Source organism: Azospirillum canadense (assembly GCF_025961225.1).
Lineage (GTDB): Bacteria > Pseudomonadota > Alphaproteobacteria > Azospirillales > Azospirillaceae > Azospirillum > Azospirillum canadense.
Map to the genome: position 1 here is coordinate 182,464 of NZ_JAOQNG010000010.1, position 12,609 is coordinate 195,072.

General features: G+C 64.3%; 23 protein-coding genes. 6 read left to right on the forward strand and 17 right to left on the reverse strand.

Annotated features, from left to right (window positions below):
* Positions 1-77: 77 nt before the first annotated feature.
* From M2351_RS36545 to M2351_RS36560, 4 genes are read right to left on the reverse strand one after another with little or no spacing between them, the layout of a single operon-like run.
* Positions 78-1,190, reverse strand: coding sequence for a phage integrase Arm DNA-binding domain-containing protein (locus M2351_RS36545; protein WP_264660891.1), 1,113 nt, complete (start codon positions 1,188-1,190; stop codon positions 78-80).
* Entirely contained in the window at positions 1,174-1,440 is a 267-nt protein-coding gene (locus M2351_RS36550; protein WP_264660892.1) for an excisionase, read from the reverse strand. The genes M2351_RS36545 and M2351_RS36550 overlap by 17 nt, the downstream gene beginning before the upstream one ends.
* On the reverse strand, positions 1,441-1,935 hold the full coding sequence (locus tag M2351_RS36555; protein WP_264660893.1) for a hypothetical protein: 495 nt from the start codon (positions 1,933-1,935) through the stop codon (positions 1,441-1,443).
* Positions 1,932-2,483: an HNH endonuclease gene (locus tag M2351_RS36560; RefSeq protein ID WP_264660894.1), complete on the reverse strand. Its 552-nt coding sequence runs from the start codon at positions 2,481-2,483 to the stop codon at positions 1,932-1,934. Before M2351_RS36560 ends, M2351_RS36555 begins: the two co-directional genes overlap by 4 nt.
* 259 nt (positions 2,484-2,742) lie before the next feature.
* On the opposite strand from M2351_RS36560, the gene M2351_RS45405 reads away from it, so the two are divergent.
* Complete coding sequence (locus tag M2351_RS45405) at positions 2,743-2,934, forward strand: hypothetical protein (RefSeq protein WP_406567485.1); 192 nt, start codon at positions 2,743-2,745, stop codon at positions 2,932-2,934.
* Positions 2,935-3,654: 720 nt separating this feature from the next.
* A complete protein-coding gene (locus M2351_RS45410) occupies positions 3,655-4,035 on the forward strand; it encodes an HNH endonuclease (RefSeq protein ID WP_406567507.1) in 381 nt (126 codons plus the stop codon).
* Positions 4,036-4,046: 11 nt separating this feature from the next.
* Here the strand turns inward: M2351_RS45410 and M2351_RS36570 are convergent, their stop codons facing one another.
* The 9 genes from M2351_RS36570 to M2351_RS36610 all read right to left on the reverse strand — a co-directional run bounded on the left by M2351_RS36570 (position 4,047) and on the right by M2351_RS36610 (position 8,904).
* Positions 4,047-4,253: a hypothetical protein gene (locus tag M2351_RS36570; RefSeq protein ID WP_264660896.1), complete on the reverse strand. Its 207-nt coding sequence runs from the start codon at positions 4,251-4,253 to the stop codon at positions 4,047-4,049.
* Positions 4,253-5,593, reverse strand: a complete 1,341-nt coding sequence (locus M2351_RS36575; RefSeq protein WP_264660897.1) for a recombinase RecT — start codon at positions 5,591-5,593, stop codon at positions 4,253-4,255. Before M2351_RS36575 ends, M2351_RS36570 begins: the two co-directional genes overlap by 1 nt.
* Positions 5,594-5,598: 5 nt before the next feature.
* The gene (locus tag M2351_RS36580) at positions 5,599-6,591 is read right to left on the reverse strand and encodes a hypothetical protein (RefSeq protein ID WP_264660898.1); all 993 of its coding nucleotides are present in this window, start codon (positions 6,589-6,591) and stop codon (positions 5,599-5,601) included.
* Complete coding sequence (locus M2351_RS36585; RefSeq protein WP_264660899.1) at positions 6,588-6,827, reverse strand: hypothetical protein; 240 nt, start codon at positions 6,825-6,827, stop codon at positions 6,588-6,590. Before M2351_RS36585 ends, M2351_RS36580 begins: the two co-directional genes overlap by 4 nt.
* Positions 6,828-6,832: 5 nt before the next feature.
* Positions 6,833-7,597, reverse strand: coding sequence for a hypothetical protein (locus tag M2351_RS36590; RefSeq protein ID WP_264660900.1), 765 nt, complete (start codon positions 7,595-7,597; stop codon positions 6,833-6,835).
* A gap of 221 nt (positions 7,598-7,818) precedes the next feature.
* Positions 7,819-8,007: a hypothetical protein gene (locus M2351_RS36595; RefSeq protein WP_264660901.1), complete on the reverse strand. Its 189-nt coding sequence runs from the start codon at positions 8,005-8,007 to the stop codon at positions 7,819-7,821.
* On the reverse strand, positions 8,007-8,375 hold the full coding sequence (locus tag M2351_RS36600; RefSeq protein ID WP_264660902.1) for a hypothetical protein: 369 nt from the start codon (positions 8,373-8,375) through the stop codon (positions 8,007-8,009). Before M2351_RS36600 ends, M2351_RS36595 begins: the two co-directional genes overlap by 1 nt.
* On the reverse strand, positions 8,372-8,704 hold the full coding sequence (locus M2351_RS36605; RefSeq protein ID WP_264660903.1) for a hypothetical protein: 333 nt from the start codon (positions 8,702-8,704) through the stop codon (positions 8,372-8,374). Before M2351_RS36605 ends, M2351_RS36600 begins: the two co-directional genes overlap by 4 nt.
* Positions 8,704-8,904: a hypothetical protein gene (locus M2351_RS36610; RefSeq protein WP_264660904.1), complete on the reverse strand. Its 201-nt coding sequence runs from the start codon at positions 8,902-8,904 to the stop codon at positions 8,704-8,706. The genes M2351_RS36605 and M2351_RS36610 overlap by 1 nt, the downstream gene beginning before the upstream one ends.
* 307 nt (positions 8,905-9,211) lie before the next feature.
* Between M2351_RS36610 and M2351_RS36615 the strand changes: the two genes are divergently transcribed.
* From M2351_RS36615 to M2351_RS36630, 4 genes are all read left to right on the forward strand, one after another.
* On the forward strand, positions 9,212-9,679 hold the full coding sequence (locus M2351_RS36615; protein WP_264660905.1) for a hypothetical protein: 468 nt from the start codon (positions 9,212-9,214) through the stop codon (positions 9,677-9,679).
* Positions 9,680-9,878: 199 nt separating this feature from the next.
* Positions 9,879-10,283 carry a hypothetical protein gene (locus tag M2351_RS36620; protein WP_264660906.1) on the forward strand — a complete coding sequence of 135 codons (405 nt, stop codon included), beginning with the start codon at positions 9,879-9,881 and terminating at the stop codon, positions 10,281-10,283.
* Positions 10,284-10,320: 37 nt separating this feature from the next.
* The gene (locus tag M2351_RS36625) at positions 10,321-10,713 is read left to right on the forward strand and encodes a helix-turn-helix domain-containing protein (protein WP_264660907.1); all 393 of its coding nucleotides are present in this window, start codon (positions 10,321-10,323) and stop codon (positions 10,711-10,713) included.
* Positions 10,707-11,153, forward strand: coding sequence for a hypothetical protein (locus M2351_RS36630; RefSeq protein WP_264660908.1), 447 nt, complete (start codon positions 10,707-10,709; stop codon positions 11,151-11,153). Before M2351_RS36625 ends, M2351_RS36630 begins: the two co-directional genes overlap by 7 nt.
* 59 nt (positions 11,154-11,212) lie before the next feature.
* On the opposite strand, the gene M2351_RS36635 is transcribed toward M2351_RS36630, so the two are convergent.
* From M2351_RS36635 to M2351_RS36650, 4 genes are all read right to left on the reverse strand, one after another.
* Positions 11,213-11,443, reverse strand: a complete 231-nt coding sequence (locus M2351_RS36635; protein ID WP_264660909.1) for a hypothetical protein — start codon at positions 11,441-11,443, stop codon at positions 11,213-11,215.
* Between the two features lie 35 nt (positions 11,444-11,478).
* A complete protein-coding gene (locus M2351_RS36640) occupies positions 11,479-11,616 on the reverse strand; it encodes a hypothetical protein (RefSeq protein ID WP_264660910.1) in 138 nt (45 codons plus the stop codon).
* 110 nt (positions 11,617-11,726) lie between these two features.
* Positions 11,727-11,972, reverse strand: coding sequence for a hypothetical protein (locus tag M2351_RS36645; RefSeq protein ID WP_264660911.1), 246 nt, complete (start codon positions 11,970-11,972; stop codon positions 11,727-11,729).
* 323 nt (positions 11,973-12,295) lie between these two features.
* Entirely contained in the window at positions 12,296-12,574 is a 279-nt protein-coding gene (locus M2351_RS36650; RefSeq protein ID WP_264657648.1) for a hypothetical protein, read from the reverse strand.
* Positions 12,575-12,609: the final 35 nt, after the last annotated feature.

The window sequence follows — 12,609 nt, forward strand, 5'->3', positions numbered from 1 at the left end:
AGTGCGTCAAAACACGGTCATACGCGACAACGCAATCAAAGACTTAGCAGGCAGTTTCGAACGGCCCCATCGCCCCGTCAGGAGCATTTGACCTCCGTCCACTCCGCCCCGCGGGAGTCCCGGTACAAGGCGGTCATGTCCGGCGACTTGTGGCCGAGCAGCGCCTGGGCGTTGATGCCCTGGTCGTGGTAGAGGCGGGCGGCCAGCGACCGGATCTCGTGGAAGCTCGGCGGCGTGCTGTCGGCGGGCCAGGACCGGCCTGCCTTGCCGCGCGCTTCGGCAAACCACGCCGTGACGGTGTGCGGCCGGACACGATCCCCCGGCTTGGCGCGGCCGGCGAAGGTCGAATGGTGGACGAAGTGCCGCGACAGCACGTTGTCCCGGCATCGGGCGATCACCTCGCCCACGGACCAGCCGACGACCTGCAGGCGCAGCTCCACCGGGACACAAATGCGGACTCCGTGCTTCTCGGTCTTGGCCGGCACGATCCACAGCTTCCCGTCCCGTACGTCACGGGGGCCGAGGTTCACGATCTCCTCCCGGCGCTGCCCGGTGACCAGGGCGAGTGCCATCGCGCGGGCGAGCCAGGGCGCGTAGTCCCGGACGGCCACCTCGTAGATGGCCAGGAAGTCCTCCAGGGTCAGGCGGGCACGCTGCACGTCCACATGAGCCGCCTTGGTCGCCGTGGCCGGGTTGGTCTGGGCCCAGCCCTTCGAGACGGCGACTCCGAAGAAGTCGAGCAGGAACGAGCGCATCGCCTTCGCCATGCGCATCTTGCCGCGCTGCTCCCAATCCGCCAGGAAGTCGGCCACGTCCCGAGTCGTGATGGCGTCGATGTGACGTCCCTCCATGGCCGTGCGGACGATCCGAAGCTGACGCACGAAGGCGGCATAGGTGTTCTTCTTGATTCGCCCGGCGGCGTAGCGCGCGTCAATCACACCGCCGTAGAGATCGCAGAACGCCTCCACGCTGCTCTCCTTGGCGCCGGTGATCCGGTCGACCAAGCGCCGCTTCGCCCGCGCGCCCTCCACGACGATGTTGGCCTCGACCGCCTGCTCAATGGCGCTCCTCCTGTCGCGCCCCAGGCCATGCTCCTTGCCGGTCTGCGGGTCGCGCCAGGAGAAGTACCCGTTGCGCTCATAGAGGTTTGTCGGGAGGCTCTTGGTGGTTCTGCTACGACGTCTTCCCACGCCGACGCTCCTGCATGATGCGCTCCGCCAGCGAGCCCCGGCGCGGCTGGACAGGCGCTTCCGGTACCGTGATGGGCTTCGAGGGGTCAATGTATCGGGCGGTGGACCGCACGAAGTAGGTCCGGCCGTGCTTTTCGGGGGCTGGGAAGAGGCGGGACTGGCGCGCCCATCGTCGTAGGGTTTCAATCCCCGGCGGGTGCTCGCCATAGACCGCCTTCGCCCACTCCTCCAGGGTCAGGAGCTTGTCCATCTATGCCGCCTCCCGTTCGTCTCGTTCCGGGGCATCGTTCCGCCGCACCGGGGCCGGCGGCTGGGCGCACCAGGAGCAGCGATAGCCGCCGCGCCCATCGCCCACTAGGTGGGGCAAGGGTGGCGGGCAGGCGCATAAAGGGCGGTCTATGGCCGCCAACCCAGTCGGTGACCCCGCCCCTTTCGTAAGAGGGCGCGCTTCATCAATGGAAGGTTCCGCTTCTACTTCTTTGTCGTATTCTGCTGCGTCGCAAAAAGCCATGCTTGGCACATGGGAAATCGTTATGAAATCAAGCCCGACAAAGAGGGCATTGGCTGGACGGTGTTCGATTCCAATACCGGCAAGCCCGTCATTTTTGAGGGAATGCAGCAAGTAGGCCTGCTCCGGTTCGAAGCTGAAAACGTGGCTGAGTTGTTGGGGCACCTGTCCCGTCTGAAAAGACGAAAAGCGCATCGGTTTTTTAGTTCGTTTCTGATAATCACTGATGCACTTCATGTAGCGACACCGTTTCTGTCATGACTGTTCGATACGAAATTGCTCGCTTTGGTGACACCTGGGCTGTTGTCCAGCTCGGCAGTGGCGACTACGCTGATTCCCCGCCTTATCTCAGGCGCTTGATGGCCCACGGCATCGACTTGCTTGAAGCTGTCGAGTTGGTTGATTTTTTCGACCGCGTTGGTATCGGACACGTCGCTAATCTTCACTGATGGCTCCGTTCCAATGTCCAGCATGTCGACCAGGTCAAGCTGCGCCATCCGCGCGCGCCGCGTTTTGGCCGCGTTCTCCCGGTGCAAGGCCGCGTCGTAGGTCAGATGGCATTTCTGGCACATGGCAGCCAAGTTCTCGTCTCGGCAGTCGGCCGGATCGTGGTTCAGGTGGGCAACCGTCAGCACGATCTTGGAGCCGGTCACCGGGTGCGGCTGGCCGTTGATGGCCACCCGGCAGAACTCGCATCGGCCGCCGGCCCGCTCGGTCCGGATGCGCAGACTGATCGCCTTCCACTCCCTCGGATAGAGAGCACGCTGCTCAGGCCGGATCGGCATGGGCCACCTCCGGCGTCAGCGCGTCGATGTTCGCCCGGTGGACGGTGAAGGTGTTCTCAGCCAAACGGAGGAAGGTTGTTCTAGTGTTCCCCCACTTTCTAGTGAACAGGCCGTTGTCGAACGTACGTCGTGTGATTGGAATGCACATCGGGTGCGCACGCCGAAGTGCCGCCGATTTGGTTATTGAAACGGCATACCTGTTTAGTGACCATACGTTCCCAGCGCAGAGCGATAAGCGCGAGAAGTTGGGGAGAGACGCATGGAAGGGGACACCCTGAGGTTCATCGCTTGCCCTCGCCGTAGCAGCGCCCATTGGTGCATCATCGATCTGAAAACCGGGGCGCATGTTGTTACGGCATCTTCGCTTTTGGATACGCTCCCCGAGCAGGCGGCAAAGCTCATTGCCGCTGGTTTGAACACACCGGCGAAAAGTTGTCGTCGCATCAATTGATCGTGAGCCCGGCTGCACAGCGGCGAGCGGGGAGGAGGCAAGGCGGCGCGTCTGAGTCTTCCGGCCGGTTCGTAGGGCGCGCACCATCAAGGTCGATTTGGAGCGGTCATCGAGTGCACCGCTCATGGGGCCGTTACGTTCCCGCTTGTGGGTTCCAGTGCGACACGCGATGGTAGTGGAAGCGCGTCCACACAATCCAGGCTGTAGGCTTAGCAAATGACCTTCGGGAACTTCGTCCGTGATCATCGCTACAATCGCCGGCGCGATCTCCACCAGCCGTACGGCGGTCAGCGCCAAGGCGGAATCATCACACCCTCGGAGCATCCGGTCATATTTGCAATCACCGGAGAGAGCGGCCTCCAGCACGGCTATCACGATGGCTGGACCGACGATGGTCAGGTGTTCCGCTACTTCGGTGAAGGTCAGGAAGGCAATATGACCTTCACCTCTGGGAACAAAGCGATCCGCGATCACGTCGCCGAGGGGGAGGATCTGCTCCTTTTCCAGAAGCAGGATCGGTCCGGGATGCTTCGGTTTCTCGGCCAATTCGTCTGTGTGAACACAACCAGAGAACCGACACCAGACCGCCTTGGGAACATGAGGAGCGGGATCGTCTTCCACCTGGTGCCGGTCGAAGCGCTCAACGATGTGGACGCTGCGGAGCCTGAGCCAGACCCCAACGCGGCCGGTCTCCATCTGGCTGCTCTCCGGAGCGCTGCAATGGAAGCTGCATCCACCGGCGACGAAGAGCCGGTCGAAGGCGCGCGCCGGCGCATCTACCAGCGCAGTGAGGCGGTACGCCGCTATGTGCTCGCCCGGGCCGCTGGGATCTGCGAGTGCTGCAGGGGCCCCGCGCCCTTCGTTCGAGCTAACGGCGAACCTTACCTGGAACCCCATCACATCCGACGTGTGAGCGACGGTGGGCCGGACGATCCTCGCCACGTCGCTGGGGTGTGCCCGACCTGCCATCGGCGCGTCCATCATGGCGCGGATGGCAAGCAGATCAACGACGCCCTGGGCGAGGCGATCCTCCAGCTCGAACGGGCAATGGCCCCGGTTGGGCCCGGTAAGCGGACGCGGCGAAAGCGGGTTATGGCTTAAACTGCTGCCCATCACCGCGCCCCCGCCGCCAGATCGTCGAAGAAGCTGTCGTGATCCAGGCCCGACATCTCCATGGCGAAGGCGTAGGCGGCTCCGTCCGGAAGATCGAGATCGTCGGCCATGACGAGAGCCTGGAGGGCGGTGAGGCCGCCCTCCTTCCGGCTGATGGTGGCGCGCCGCTCCCGGCGGCGCTGATGGCTGCGGCTGTTCTTCGCCATCACTTCTTCCCCTTCCCCTGGAAGCCGGCCGTCCGACCCTGGACGAACTCGCGCCAGGCGGCGGTATGCGCCCTGCCGTTCGCGGCGATCAGTGCGGTGATCCGGTCGGCGTGGTCGTCCAGGAAGGCGGTCCACTGACCGAAGGTCTGGCAGGTGCCGCCGATGCGCTGCAGCTCGGCAGCCTCATCCGCCCACTCGTCGCCGGCCGGCGCGGCGGTGTCACCCTGGGCCGCGGAGGTCGCGTCCGGCTGTCCGGCCTGCTCCGGTTTGCCCTGCTCGGTTTCAGGCTTGGTCAGGTAGGCCTTGCGCAGGCGGGCCAGTGTGTCGTCCCCGCCCTCGGTCATGTCAGCGGCCCACTCGGCGGCGTCGTTGTTCAGCTCCCACAGCTTGGCCGGATCGGCGGCGCCTTGCAGCGCAGCCTCGAAGCGGGCCAGCCATTCGGCGCTGCTGGTGAACTCCTTCACCTCGCCGTCGAGCGTCACCAGGGCGTAGACCTGCTGCGTCTGTCCAGCGTCCTCATGCTCGATCAGCGGGGACGACGCAAAGGCCGAAAGCTGGCCGGCGGCGGTGCCGGATATCGGCGCCGCGATCTTCGCCGCTTCAGTGTCGCCACCGGCGTAGAGCGCGTCATCGCGGCGCAGGACCTGCTCAACCTCGGTGGACATCGGCAGGTACTTAGACAGTCGGCGCACTACCGTCTTCCGGGCCATCTCCTCGTACCACTGTCCCCACGGCCCGCTGTCTTTCGCCCGGCTGGCGCTGCGCACCTTCTCGACTTCGGCGCGCGTCATCACCTCGCGCTGCACGGTGCCGTCCTTCAGCTTGGCGATGGAGTAGACGGCGATCATCTTGCCGCGGACGTCGGCCAGCGTGGGCTTGTGGTCGATCCGCTCATCGTCGCCGAGCACGTATTCGAAATGGTCCTTCTCATAGACCGCATGCGCGACGATGGATGACAGTTCGCCCGAGTTCCGCATCTTCTTGATGATGCCGTAGACCATCGGCATCCACTGCACGGCCTTGCCGTAGATGGCCTTGCCCTTGTCGTCCGTGCCCACCTTGGTGTTGAAGATGACCAGAGCGCCCTCCCGGCCGTCCGGATAGAGTCCGTCCTGCGAGGCCTTCATGCAGGCGCCTAGGAGCGACTTGCGGTCGGCGTTCAGCAGGTCGGGGTTCTGGTTGATGGCGGTCAGGACGATGCGCTTGAAGCGGTCCACCGGGATGTGTTGGGGCAGGGCGAGGGCGAACTGGTCGCCCATGGCGTCGATCTGCTGGCGCACCCGGTCAAGGGGGGAGGCGTCGCGCGTGGTGGCGACGGCGGTGCCGGTGTTGGTGCTCATGGGGATCAAACCTCGCGAATCGTCATGGCCCCGCGATGCGGTCCGTTCTTGCCGTTCACGTAGACCCAGGTGATGTTGAATCCGGCGGCCTTGGCGCGGATCGTCTCCGGCGCGGCGCCGAGCTTGGTGGCGATCTCCGCCTTGACGCGGCTCTCGGCGCTCTCGGCCCGCTTGCGGATGGACTGCGTCTTCAGAAGCCGGGCACACAGCGTCGGCAGCCGGTTGTCCATAGTCAGGTCGAGCGGCGCCGAGCGCACCCCGGCGCCCAGCAGCGAGAGGTCGGCTACCGTGTCGAAGTCAGCGACGTCGAGCGGCGGGGTGCCGGCGGCGATGGCCGCCCAGAAGGCGGCGACGGCCTGCTCGATCTTGGCGATGGTCGGCTCGTGCCGCTCGATGCGGCCACGCTTCAGGCTGCTCCCACCGACGCAGGCGATGATCCAGCCGTGCGGGGCGTGGATGCGCTCGCAGGCGATCTGGTGCTGAAGCTGCAGCGTGATGTCGATCGGCGGCGCCTCGATGTCGTCGCCCTTGGCCTGCCAGAGGTCCTGGAAGACGAGATAGTCGACGTTCTTGATCTCGACCGGCGGCAGGCCCTCGGCGTGCTCTTCATAGTCGCGGCTGGCGCCCATGCCGGGCACGGCGGCGTGGCGCAGGTAGCGGTGCACCTTGCGCAGCGGCCAGGGTGCCCACTTGTCGCGGGCAGCCTCGGCGATGCCGGCCTCCAGGCAGCGGCCGAGCCGGATGCGCTCATTTCCGTCCAGATCCTCCGGCGGCAGGATCTCAGCCTTCTGGTGGTAGAGCCGGAAGCCGGTGGTGTGGCGGGACACGCAGCCCAGCATGGTGGCGCCGGCGGGCGGCATCTCGAACATGTGCAGGTAGGCCAGCTGCCCGTTAGCGAGCTGCCACAGATAGAAGAGGCTGGCGATCTCCGACCCACCGACGTGCTGGGCGCGCAGCTCGTGCCAGTCGTCGCGGGACTTGGGGAGGATGGCGTTCATCGCGAGTGGGGCTCCTGGCTCCAGCGCTCCTCGTGGGAGCCGACGATCTGGTCGAGTTCGGCCTGCTCGGCCGGGGTGAGGCGCTCCAGCACGCCGACCATGAGGTGAGCGAGGCGGTTGTGCTGGTCGGGGTGGTCGGAGGAGATGCCGGTGATCAGCAGCGCGCGGCCATGCAGCAGGATCAGGCTGCCGTAGGCGGTCTCGTCGGATTCGGTGACCGTGTAGGGCGAGGCCATGCCCGTCACTCCGCGGCGAGGAGGCGCAGCGGCTGGGCGCGGCGCAGCGCGTCGGTGAACCAGGTCTTCGCGGCCTCGGGCGTGACCAGCAGCCAGCGGCGGGCATCGTTCAGCAGGAACGCGGCGCGGGCACGGTCGATCAGGGCGGTATCGAGCGCACGGTCGTCTTCATTCACGCTGGCGATGTAGACGTCGTGCTGGGCGTCCCAAAGGTCGATGACGAGCGACAGCTCCTGCGCGCCGAGCTGACGGATTTGAAAGCCAAGTTGCGGGCGCACAATCATCGCAGGCTCCGAGTCCAGGGCCGCCGCCTGGGGCAGCCAGCCGCCTAGCTGCCCGCAGCACTGGCGGTGGCGGTCGCGCTGGTAGGCGAGTTCCTTGCGGGCGGATTGCTCCGTCCAATCGCAGCCCCCGACGCGCACCGTGTGGGCCTCGGGATGCAGCTTCAGAAAGCGCAGGATGCCGACGAGCATGCGGGCGGTGTTGCGGTGCTGCTCGGCGCGACGGCGCCAGCGGTCGGCCATGCCGCGCGGGTCGACGGTGAGCGGGACGTGGTTGGCAATCTCCAGATGGCGGGCCCGGCTGCTGGTGTGGGCGTGGTCGTCCATCTGCTCCAGTTCCTCGACGGTCATGGGCGGAGCGGCGGGGCGGGTGGGCATGGCGATCAGGTTCATCGCGTCCTCCGGGGTGATCGGCCCTGACGGCCGGGCGAAGAAGGGGAGAGAGCCGGCTTCTATCTCCGCGCCGACGCCGGCCACATGCCCCGCCATTGGTCCTGCGTCCTGCGCAGTTGTCCCGGTGGGGCTGACTCGCCGCGGCTCTCTCTGACGCCTCAAGCCGGCTGGAATTACCCATGCCGGCCGGAGCGCGCGAACGCGGGGTATGGAGGTTTGAGGCGCGGGTCAGTGCGCGGGCGGGACCGAGGCCAGCCAGCCGACAGAGGCGGCCAGGCAGAGGGTGGTGAAGGTGAGGAGTTCGCGGACAGCCGACATCAGGCGCACCGCCGGTCGAGCGTCAGGCCGTGCAGGGCCTCCTCGAGCCACGCTTCCGCCCGCTCGCGGGTGACGAAGGGGCCGTTGGGCTCGCCGTCGTCGGTCAGGCGGCTGACGTACCAGCCGCGGGTCGGCTCAAGGTCCGTCGTGGCGAAGGGCCCGACGTGGTATACGGAAGGCGTGTCCATCAGGCGGCGAGCTCCAGAGTGGGCTTCCACGCCGGCCGGTCGGCCGGATGCTCCACACCGTAAGAGCGCAGCGCCTCCTTGATCACCGCCAGCTCGGCGGCGGCGGGCACGCCCACGACCGACCAGTCCCAGGCGCCCTCGATGCCGTCGGCGGCGCGCATCGCATCGTCGAGGCTGGGCGCCACGCCGATCAGGGCGCCGGTGGGCAGGTGCGTGAGATTCCAGCCGGCATCGCTCCGGTGGATGCCGAAGGCACGGCGCGCCTTACCATGGTCCACGCCCATCGGTCCCTGGTTCGTGTCGATCAGGAACGGATGGAACGTCCAGGTGTCGTGGCTGGTCACGGTGTTGAGGGGGCGCAGGGTCATTGGGCGGCCTCCCCGTTGGCGGTGGAGCAAATGGCCTTGGCAATGACGGTGCTGGCCTCCGCAGTGAGTTCGATCATGCGGAGATGCAGGCGGGTTGCGTCTCCGTAGTTCTGCACCTGGACTTCGGCAATCTTTTGCAGCGTTGCCAGCAGGTCCGGAGCGGCCGCAATCAGCGTGGCGTTAGCAGTCTGGGTTTCCGAAAGAATCTGGCACTGCTCCTGCGCGCCGAGCACGGTAGCGAGAACGGCGCCATTTCCGCCGATGATGTCGATGGGGCAGTCAGCGGCTTCTTGCTCGACGGTCCAAGGTCCTGGCGTGTGTTTGCTCATCACGCCACCTCAACGGCCTGGGCGGCCTTGTGCGAGGCGAGCAGGGCCTCGGCGTCCGCAATGGCGGCGTCCCACTCCTGCTCGTCCGGAGCCTGGGAACGATCCGGGTAAAGCTCGGGATCGCTGCGCTTCACCACGTCCACAAGGTGGCCCAGCGCCTTCAGCGCCTCGGCCAGTTCACGCTCTTGCCTGCTCATCATCCCTCCCGTCTGCGGAGCGCTCCTCCCGGGAAGGCCCCCTCGGCAGCCACTGTCAGCGCCGAGGGGAAGTCAGGGAGGAAACGCTACCAAGAGCGGGCCCGCAGGCCCGGCCCATCCGATGAGGTGGCCGCCGTGGGGCGGGGTAGCTCGGTCGGGTGGTGTTGAGAACGGTACCCACCATGGGTACATTCGGTCAAGATCAAAATGTACCCAAAATGGGGTCATGCATTTCGGCTGATATATCGCCACAATCCCTCCGGTTGCGCTCGATGGTGGGCGCACATACTGCGGTATGCATGAGGGCAGGATGCGGGGTTTTGGCTATGCGCTGATCGCGCTTGGCGTGTTGGGGATCCTGGTGGGATTAGGCATGGACACCAGCGTGTCCGGCGGTATTGGCGCAGTGAACCGTGTGGTCAACATCGGCCTGCTCAGCCAGCAAACCGCCACCGTCACCATCTCTGGTTTCTTGTTCATGACCGGCTGCATGCTGATCGGGTTCGCTACTGTGCGTGATGCGATTGAGCGGCTTGGGGGGATGGCAAATGCGCCGGTCAATCGGCCAGCTGCGGCTTTCCCTCCAGACGCTTCTCAGTGGGAAAGTCAACCGGCGGCGGAAGCGGGCAAAGTTCAGGTTGGTTCCCGCGTTCAGCACCAAACCTTTGGAAAGGGCACAGTCCAGGCTCTGGCAGGCGATAGCGCTTTCGTGATCTTCGATGGGCGGGACGGGCCGACGTCAATGAACGTGGCTTACCTGAGGCTGGTTGCCTCTTGACCACCCACCCCGCCGCCGCACCTCGCCGGGTGGGGTGTGGGCTGGGCGATGCAGCATTGCCAATTCCACACTCTCCGCCCGTGACGTCCTTGCAAATCCCTCTTGCCCGATAGGGTAGTTGACTTATATGGCAACACCAGGCGATATAGAGATGCGTGGCGAGCTCATCCAGTTCCGTGGGGATCTGGAGGCTGACGAAATGTCCGACCGCACGCTTTGGTATACACGGGAGTGCGAGGAATGGCTGCGCAGCACGCTTGATCAGGAGCCACGTCCGCCGAAGCGGAAGCTCTATCCATCCGAAGAGCTGTGGAATGTGTTCGTTGCTTTCATTCTCGGGCGCCCAATGGCGTACGACGTTGACCTGAAAAAACTTGAGCCCCTGCCATTTCATGTGTGGGAGTTCAAAACAATAAGCGTTCGTGCTTTTGGTTTTTTCTATCGGCGATCCACCTTCATTGTCCACCATGGAGAAATGAAGAGGAATGTGGCCAATTGGGGCGCCTATGAACCGCATATAAGACGTGTGCGGGATTATATGGCGACGATTGATCTCGATCCTCCTCCATGCCTGACGGAAACGAGGTTGCAAGATGTCCTTTAGGGTGTCCAACGATCCGCGTCGTCGAACCTATGTTCGCATGATCGGCGACATCCAGCACGAGCTCAATCAAGCTCTTGCCGAAGAGCATGCTAAGCGCGGGCTGACCAAGGCTGAAATCTCTCGTATCCTTGGACGAGATAAATCTTTTGTTTCGCGTAAGCTTAACGGAGCAAGCAATATGACGCTGGAGACGCTGGCGGATATTGCCTTTGCGCTTAACCGGCCAGTGCGCATTTCGCTGCCGGATCGTGACAAAATGGGCGGCGGTAACAACCACGTCACGTACTCGGCGGCAACGACGACCAACGGTGCGGTGCCTTCGGTGCAGGAGAAAGTCACTGACCCCCGTGTGGTTGTCGCGGCAAGCTCTCCAATGGGCGTTTCGCAATCTATATCCGACGTGGTTAAAGTGAAGGTTGGCGCATGGTGACCTCGCAGCCTCGCTATGCGCACACAATCTTTTGTGACGATGTGCGCCAAGAAATAACCGGTAAGCATATAATCATCGGAGTTTATTCGTCCGAAATGTCCATTTTCGGAACTCCTCCAATCACGTTACCTCGGTTGTTAATTTTGGTCCAGGCAATGTCAGCTATTGATGATCCAATTCAGCGCCTGAAAATCCGCGCTTCTGGTCCGCCCCTTGGCCCAGACTCACACGAAGCAGTAATTCCGGAAGTTCCGCTGCCGACGCCTATTCATGGGCGGCCTCTGGTCGCGGCAGGAATCAGTGCAAGCTTCGACTTTTCTCCGTGCGTCATTCATTCTGAAGGTTTCATTGAGGTGACAGCAGAGACCGAGAGAGAAACCATGTGGGCTGGCAGGCTATACGTGCGCATCCAGCCTCTTCCGGAAGCGGCGCAAAGCTAATCCAGCAATTTCAGCGTAAGTGTGAGGGCGCCTCCGGGCGCCCTTCGCGTTTCCGCCTCTCAGCCTGCCATTCCCTCGATCCGCTCCACGACTCGCTGCATGGCGTCCGTCAGAGCCGCCGCCACGCTGTGTGTGATCCGGCCCGTGGTATCGGCCTGAGCCATGGCGGTCAACCGGTCGCGCGCCTGTTCCGCGGTGCCGAGCGGATCGTCGGTCATCGCGCATCGCTCTACGATCAACTGCTCGACCAGGATCTCCAGGGCCGTGATGCGGGCTTCAGCGTCGGTCATACCCTGCATCGTTCTTCCCTCCATGCCGCGGTTGATCAGAGGTGGATGGAGGCCAGCCGCACCTCGCTTCCTGGCGCCGGCTCATGCGCCGCGAATGCCGCGCGTTCCTCCTCCTCGGGCTCCCGGACCAGGAAACGATCGCGCTCGGGAGCGTCCTTCCGGCCATAGAACATGACCGATGCGACCTACCGGGCCTTGCCTGCGTGCTTGGCGAACACGATAACGCGATCGCCGTCGTGCTCGACCACATAGAGCTCCAAGTCCTGGAACATGGCTCCCTCCCTTACGCCTCAACGGTGGGCACCAGGCCGAGTCGCAACAGGAACGCCGGCTCGCCGTAATTACCGGCCTCCTCGTCCAGCTCGGTCTGCACGACGTCGACGCCGAGGAAGCGACCGATCTCCATGATTCGCTGCGCCCGCGCCCTGCCGGCATCGGCGGTGTTCACCTTGATGGCTGGCGCCGGCGCGAGCGCGCCCTTCTTCCCGCTGACGTAGGGCTGCACGATGATGTGGGTCTGGAGCGCCATGAACGTTCTTCCGGTTGGCGTGTTCTCATTACGTTCCGGTCGATATCGGCCCAAAGTCAAGTTTCCTACCTCTAGGATAAGAAGCATATCAGCTATGCGCAGCCTATGAGGGCATAGCGGGATATGACAAAAGGCGCGCGGGGTCGTTCAAAATCAACGCCGGATGGGCCGTTCTGAGGAATTATACAGGTGATTTATGTCTTATCCAGGCCGATTCGGGCGGTAGACGGGAACGAGAGGTGTGGTTATCGTTCGCGAAGTGTTCTTGTTTTTGGGCGTGCGTTCTCCTCGGCTTTGCGCGATCTGGGACGGCATTCCTTCCCTCATGCCCGGATCCAGAAGGCCGGTTCATCGGCGATGAAGGCGAGAGCGTCCTCAAGGTCGAACACCGCCCCGAAGGGTCCAGCCGGTCCCCAGGCCTCGCGCCGCCACCACAGAACTTCGACGCGGTTGGTCTCGCCCAGTGGCCGCAAGCGGGCAACTGGCGCGCCGGTGCGGGCGCTGAACAGTGAGTAGCCGCGGTTGATCCGGCGGACGGTGAGGCCGCCGCGCGGCCAGGGATAGGTGGCAATCCGCTCCAGGACGGGGTCGGTCGTGGGCATCGCGATCACGCGTGCGCAAGTCTGTTGGGTGGTCA

Excerpts from the sequence above, each read along its gene's own strand:
- M2351_RS36550 (WP_264660892.1), bottom strand. The coding sequence starts at position 1,440 with ATGGACAAGCTCCTGACCCTGGAGGAGTGGGCGAAGGCGGTCTATGGC.
- M2351_RS36555 (WP_264660893.1), bottom strand. The coding sequence starts at position 1,935 with ATGAAGTGCATCAGTGATTATCAGAAACGAACTAAAAAACCGATGCGC.
- M2351_RS36560 (WP_264660894.1), bottom strand. The coding sequence starts at position 2,483 with ATGCCGATCCGGCCTGAGCAGCGTGCTCTCTATCCGAGGGAGTGGAAG.
- M2351_RS45405 (WP_406567485.1), top strand. The coding sequence starts at position 2,743 with ATGGAAGGGGACACCCTGAGGTTCATCGCTTGCCCTCGCCGTAGCAGC.
- M2351_RS45410 (WP_406567507.1), top strand. The coding sequence starts at position 3,655 with ATGGAAGCTGCATCCACCGGCGACGAAGAGCCGGTCGAAGGCGCGCGC.
- M2351_RS36570 (WP_264660896.1), bottom strand. The coding sequence starts at position 4,253 with ATGGCGAAGAACAGCCGCAGCCATCAGCGCCGCCGGGAGCGGCGCGCC.
- M2351_RS36575 (WP_264660897.1), bottom strand. The coding sequence starts at position 5,593 with ATGAGCACCAACACCGGCACCGCCGTCGCCACCACGCGCGACGCCTCC.
- M2351_RS36580 (WP_264660898.1), bottom strand. The coding sequence starts at position 6,591 with ATGAACGCCATCCTCCCCAAGTCCCGCGACGACTGGCACGAGCTGCGC.
- M2351_RS36585 (WP_264660899.1), bottom strand. The coding sequence starts at position 6,827 with ATGGCCTCGCCCTACACGGTCACCGAATCCGACGAGACCGCCTACGGC.
- M2351_RS36590 (WP_264660900.1), bottom strand. The coding sequence starts at position 7,597 with ATGGCGGGGCATGTGGCCGGCGTCGGCGCGGAGATAGAAGCCGGCTCT.
- M2351_RS36595 (WP_264660901.1), bottom strand. The coding sequence starts at position 8,007 with ATGGACACGCCTTCCGTATACCACGTCGGGCCCTTCGCCACGACGGAC.
- M2351_RS36600 (WP_264660902.1), bottom strand. The coding sequence starts at position 8,375 with ATGACCCTGCGCCCCCTCAACACCGTGACCAGCCACGACACCTGGACG.
- M2351_RS36605 (WP_264660903.1), bottom strand. The coding sequence starts at position 8,704 with ATGAGCAAACACACGCCAGGACCTTGGACCGTCGAGCAAGAAGCCGCT.
- M2351_RS36610 (WP_264660904.1), bottom strand. The coding sequence starts at position 8,904 with ATGATGAGCAGGCAAGAGCGTGAACTGGCCGAGGCGCTGAAGGCGCTG.
- M2351_RS36615 (WP_264660905.1), top strand. The coding sequence starts at position 9,212 with ATGCGGGGTTTTGGCTATGCGCTGATCGCGCTTGGCGTGTTGGGGATC.
- M2351_RS36620 (WP_264660906.1), top strand. The coding sequence starts at position 9,879 with ATGTCCGACCGCACGCTTTGGTATACACGGGAGTGCGAGGAATGGCTG.
- M2351_RS36625 (WP_264660907.1), top strand. The coding sequence starts at position 10,321 with ATGATCGGCGACATCCAGCACGAGCTCAATCAAGCTCTTGCCGAAGAG.
- M2351_RS36630 (WP_264660908.1), top strand. The coding sequence starts at position 10,707 with ATGGTGACCTCGCAGCCTCGCTATGCGCACACAATCTTTTGTGACGAT.
- M2351_RS36635 (WP_264660909.1), bottom strand. The coding sequence starts at position 11,443 with ATGACCGACGCTGAAGCCCGCATCACGGCCCTGGAGATCCTGGTCGAG.
- M2351_RS36640 (WP_264660910.1), bottom strand. The coding sequence starts at position 11,616 with ATGTTCTATGGCCGGAAGGACGCTCCCGAGCGCGATCGTTTCCTGGTC.
- M2351_RS36645 (WP_264660911.1), bottom strand. The coding sequence starts at position 11,972 with ATGGCGCTCCAGACCCACATCATCGTGCAGCCCTACGTCAGCGGGAAG.
- M2351_RS36650 (WP_264657648.1), bottom strand. The coding sequence starts at position 12,574 with ATGCCCACGACCGACCCCGTCCTGGAGCGGATTGCCACCTATCCCTGG.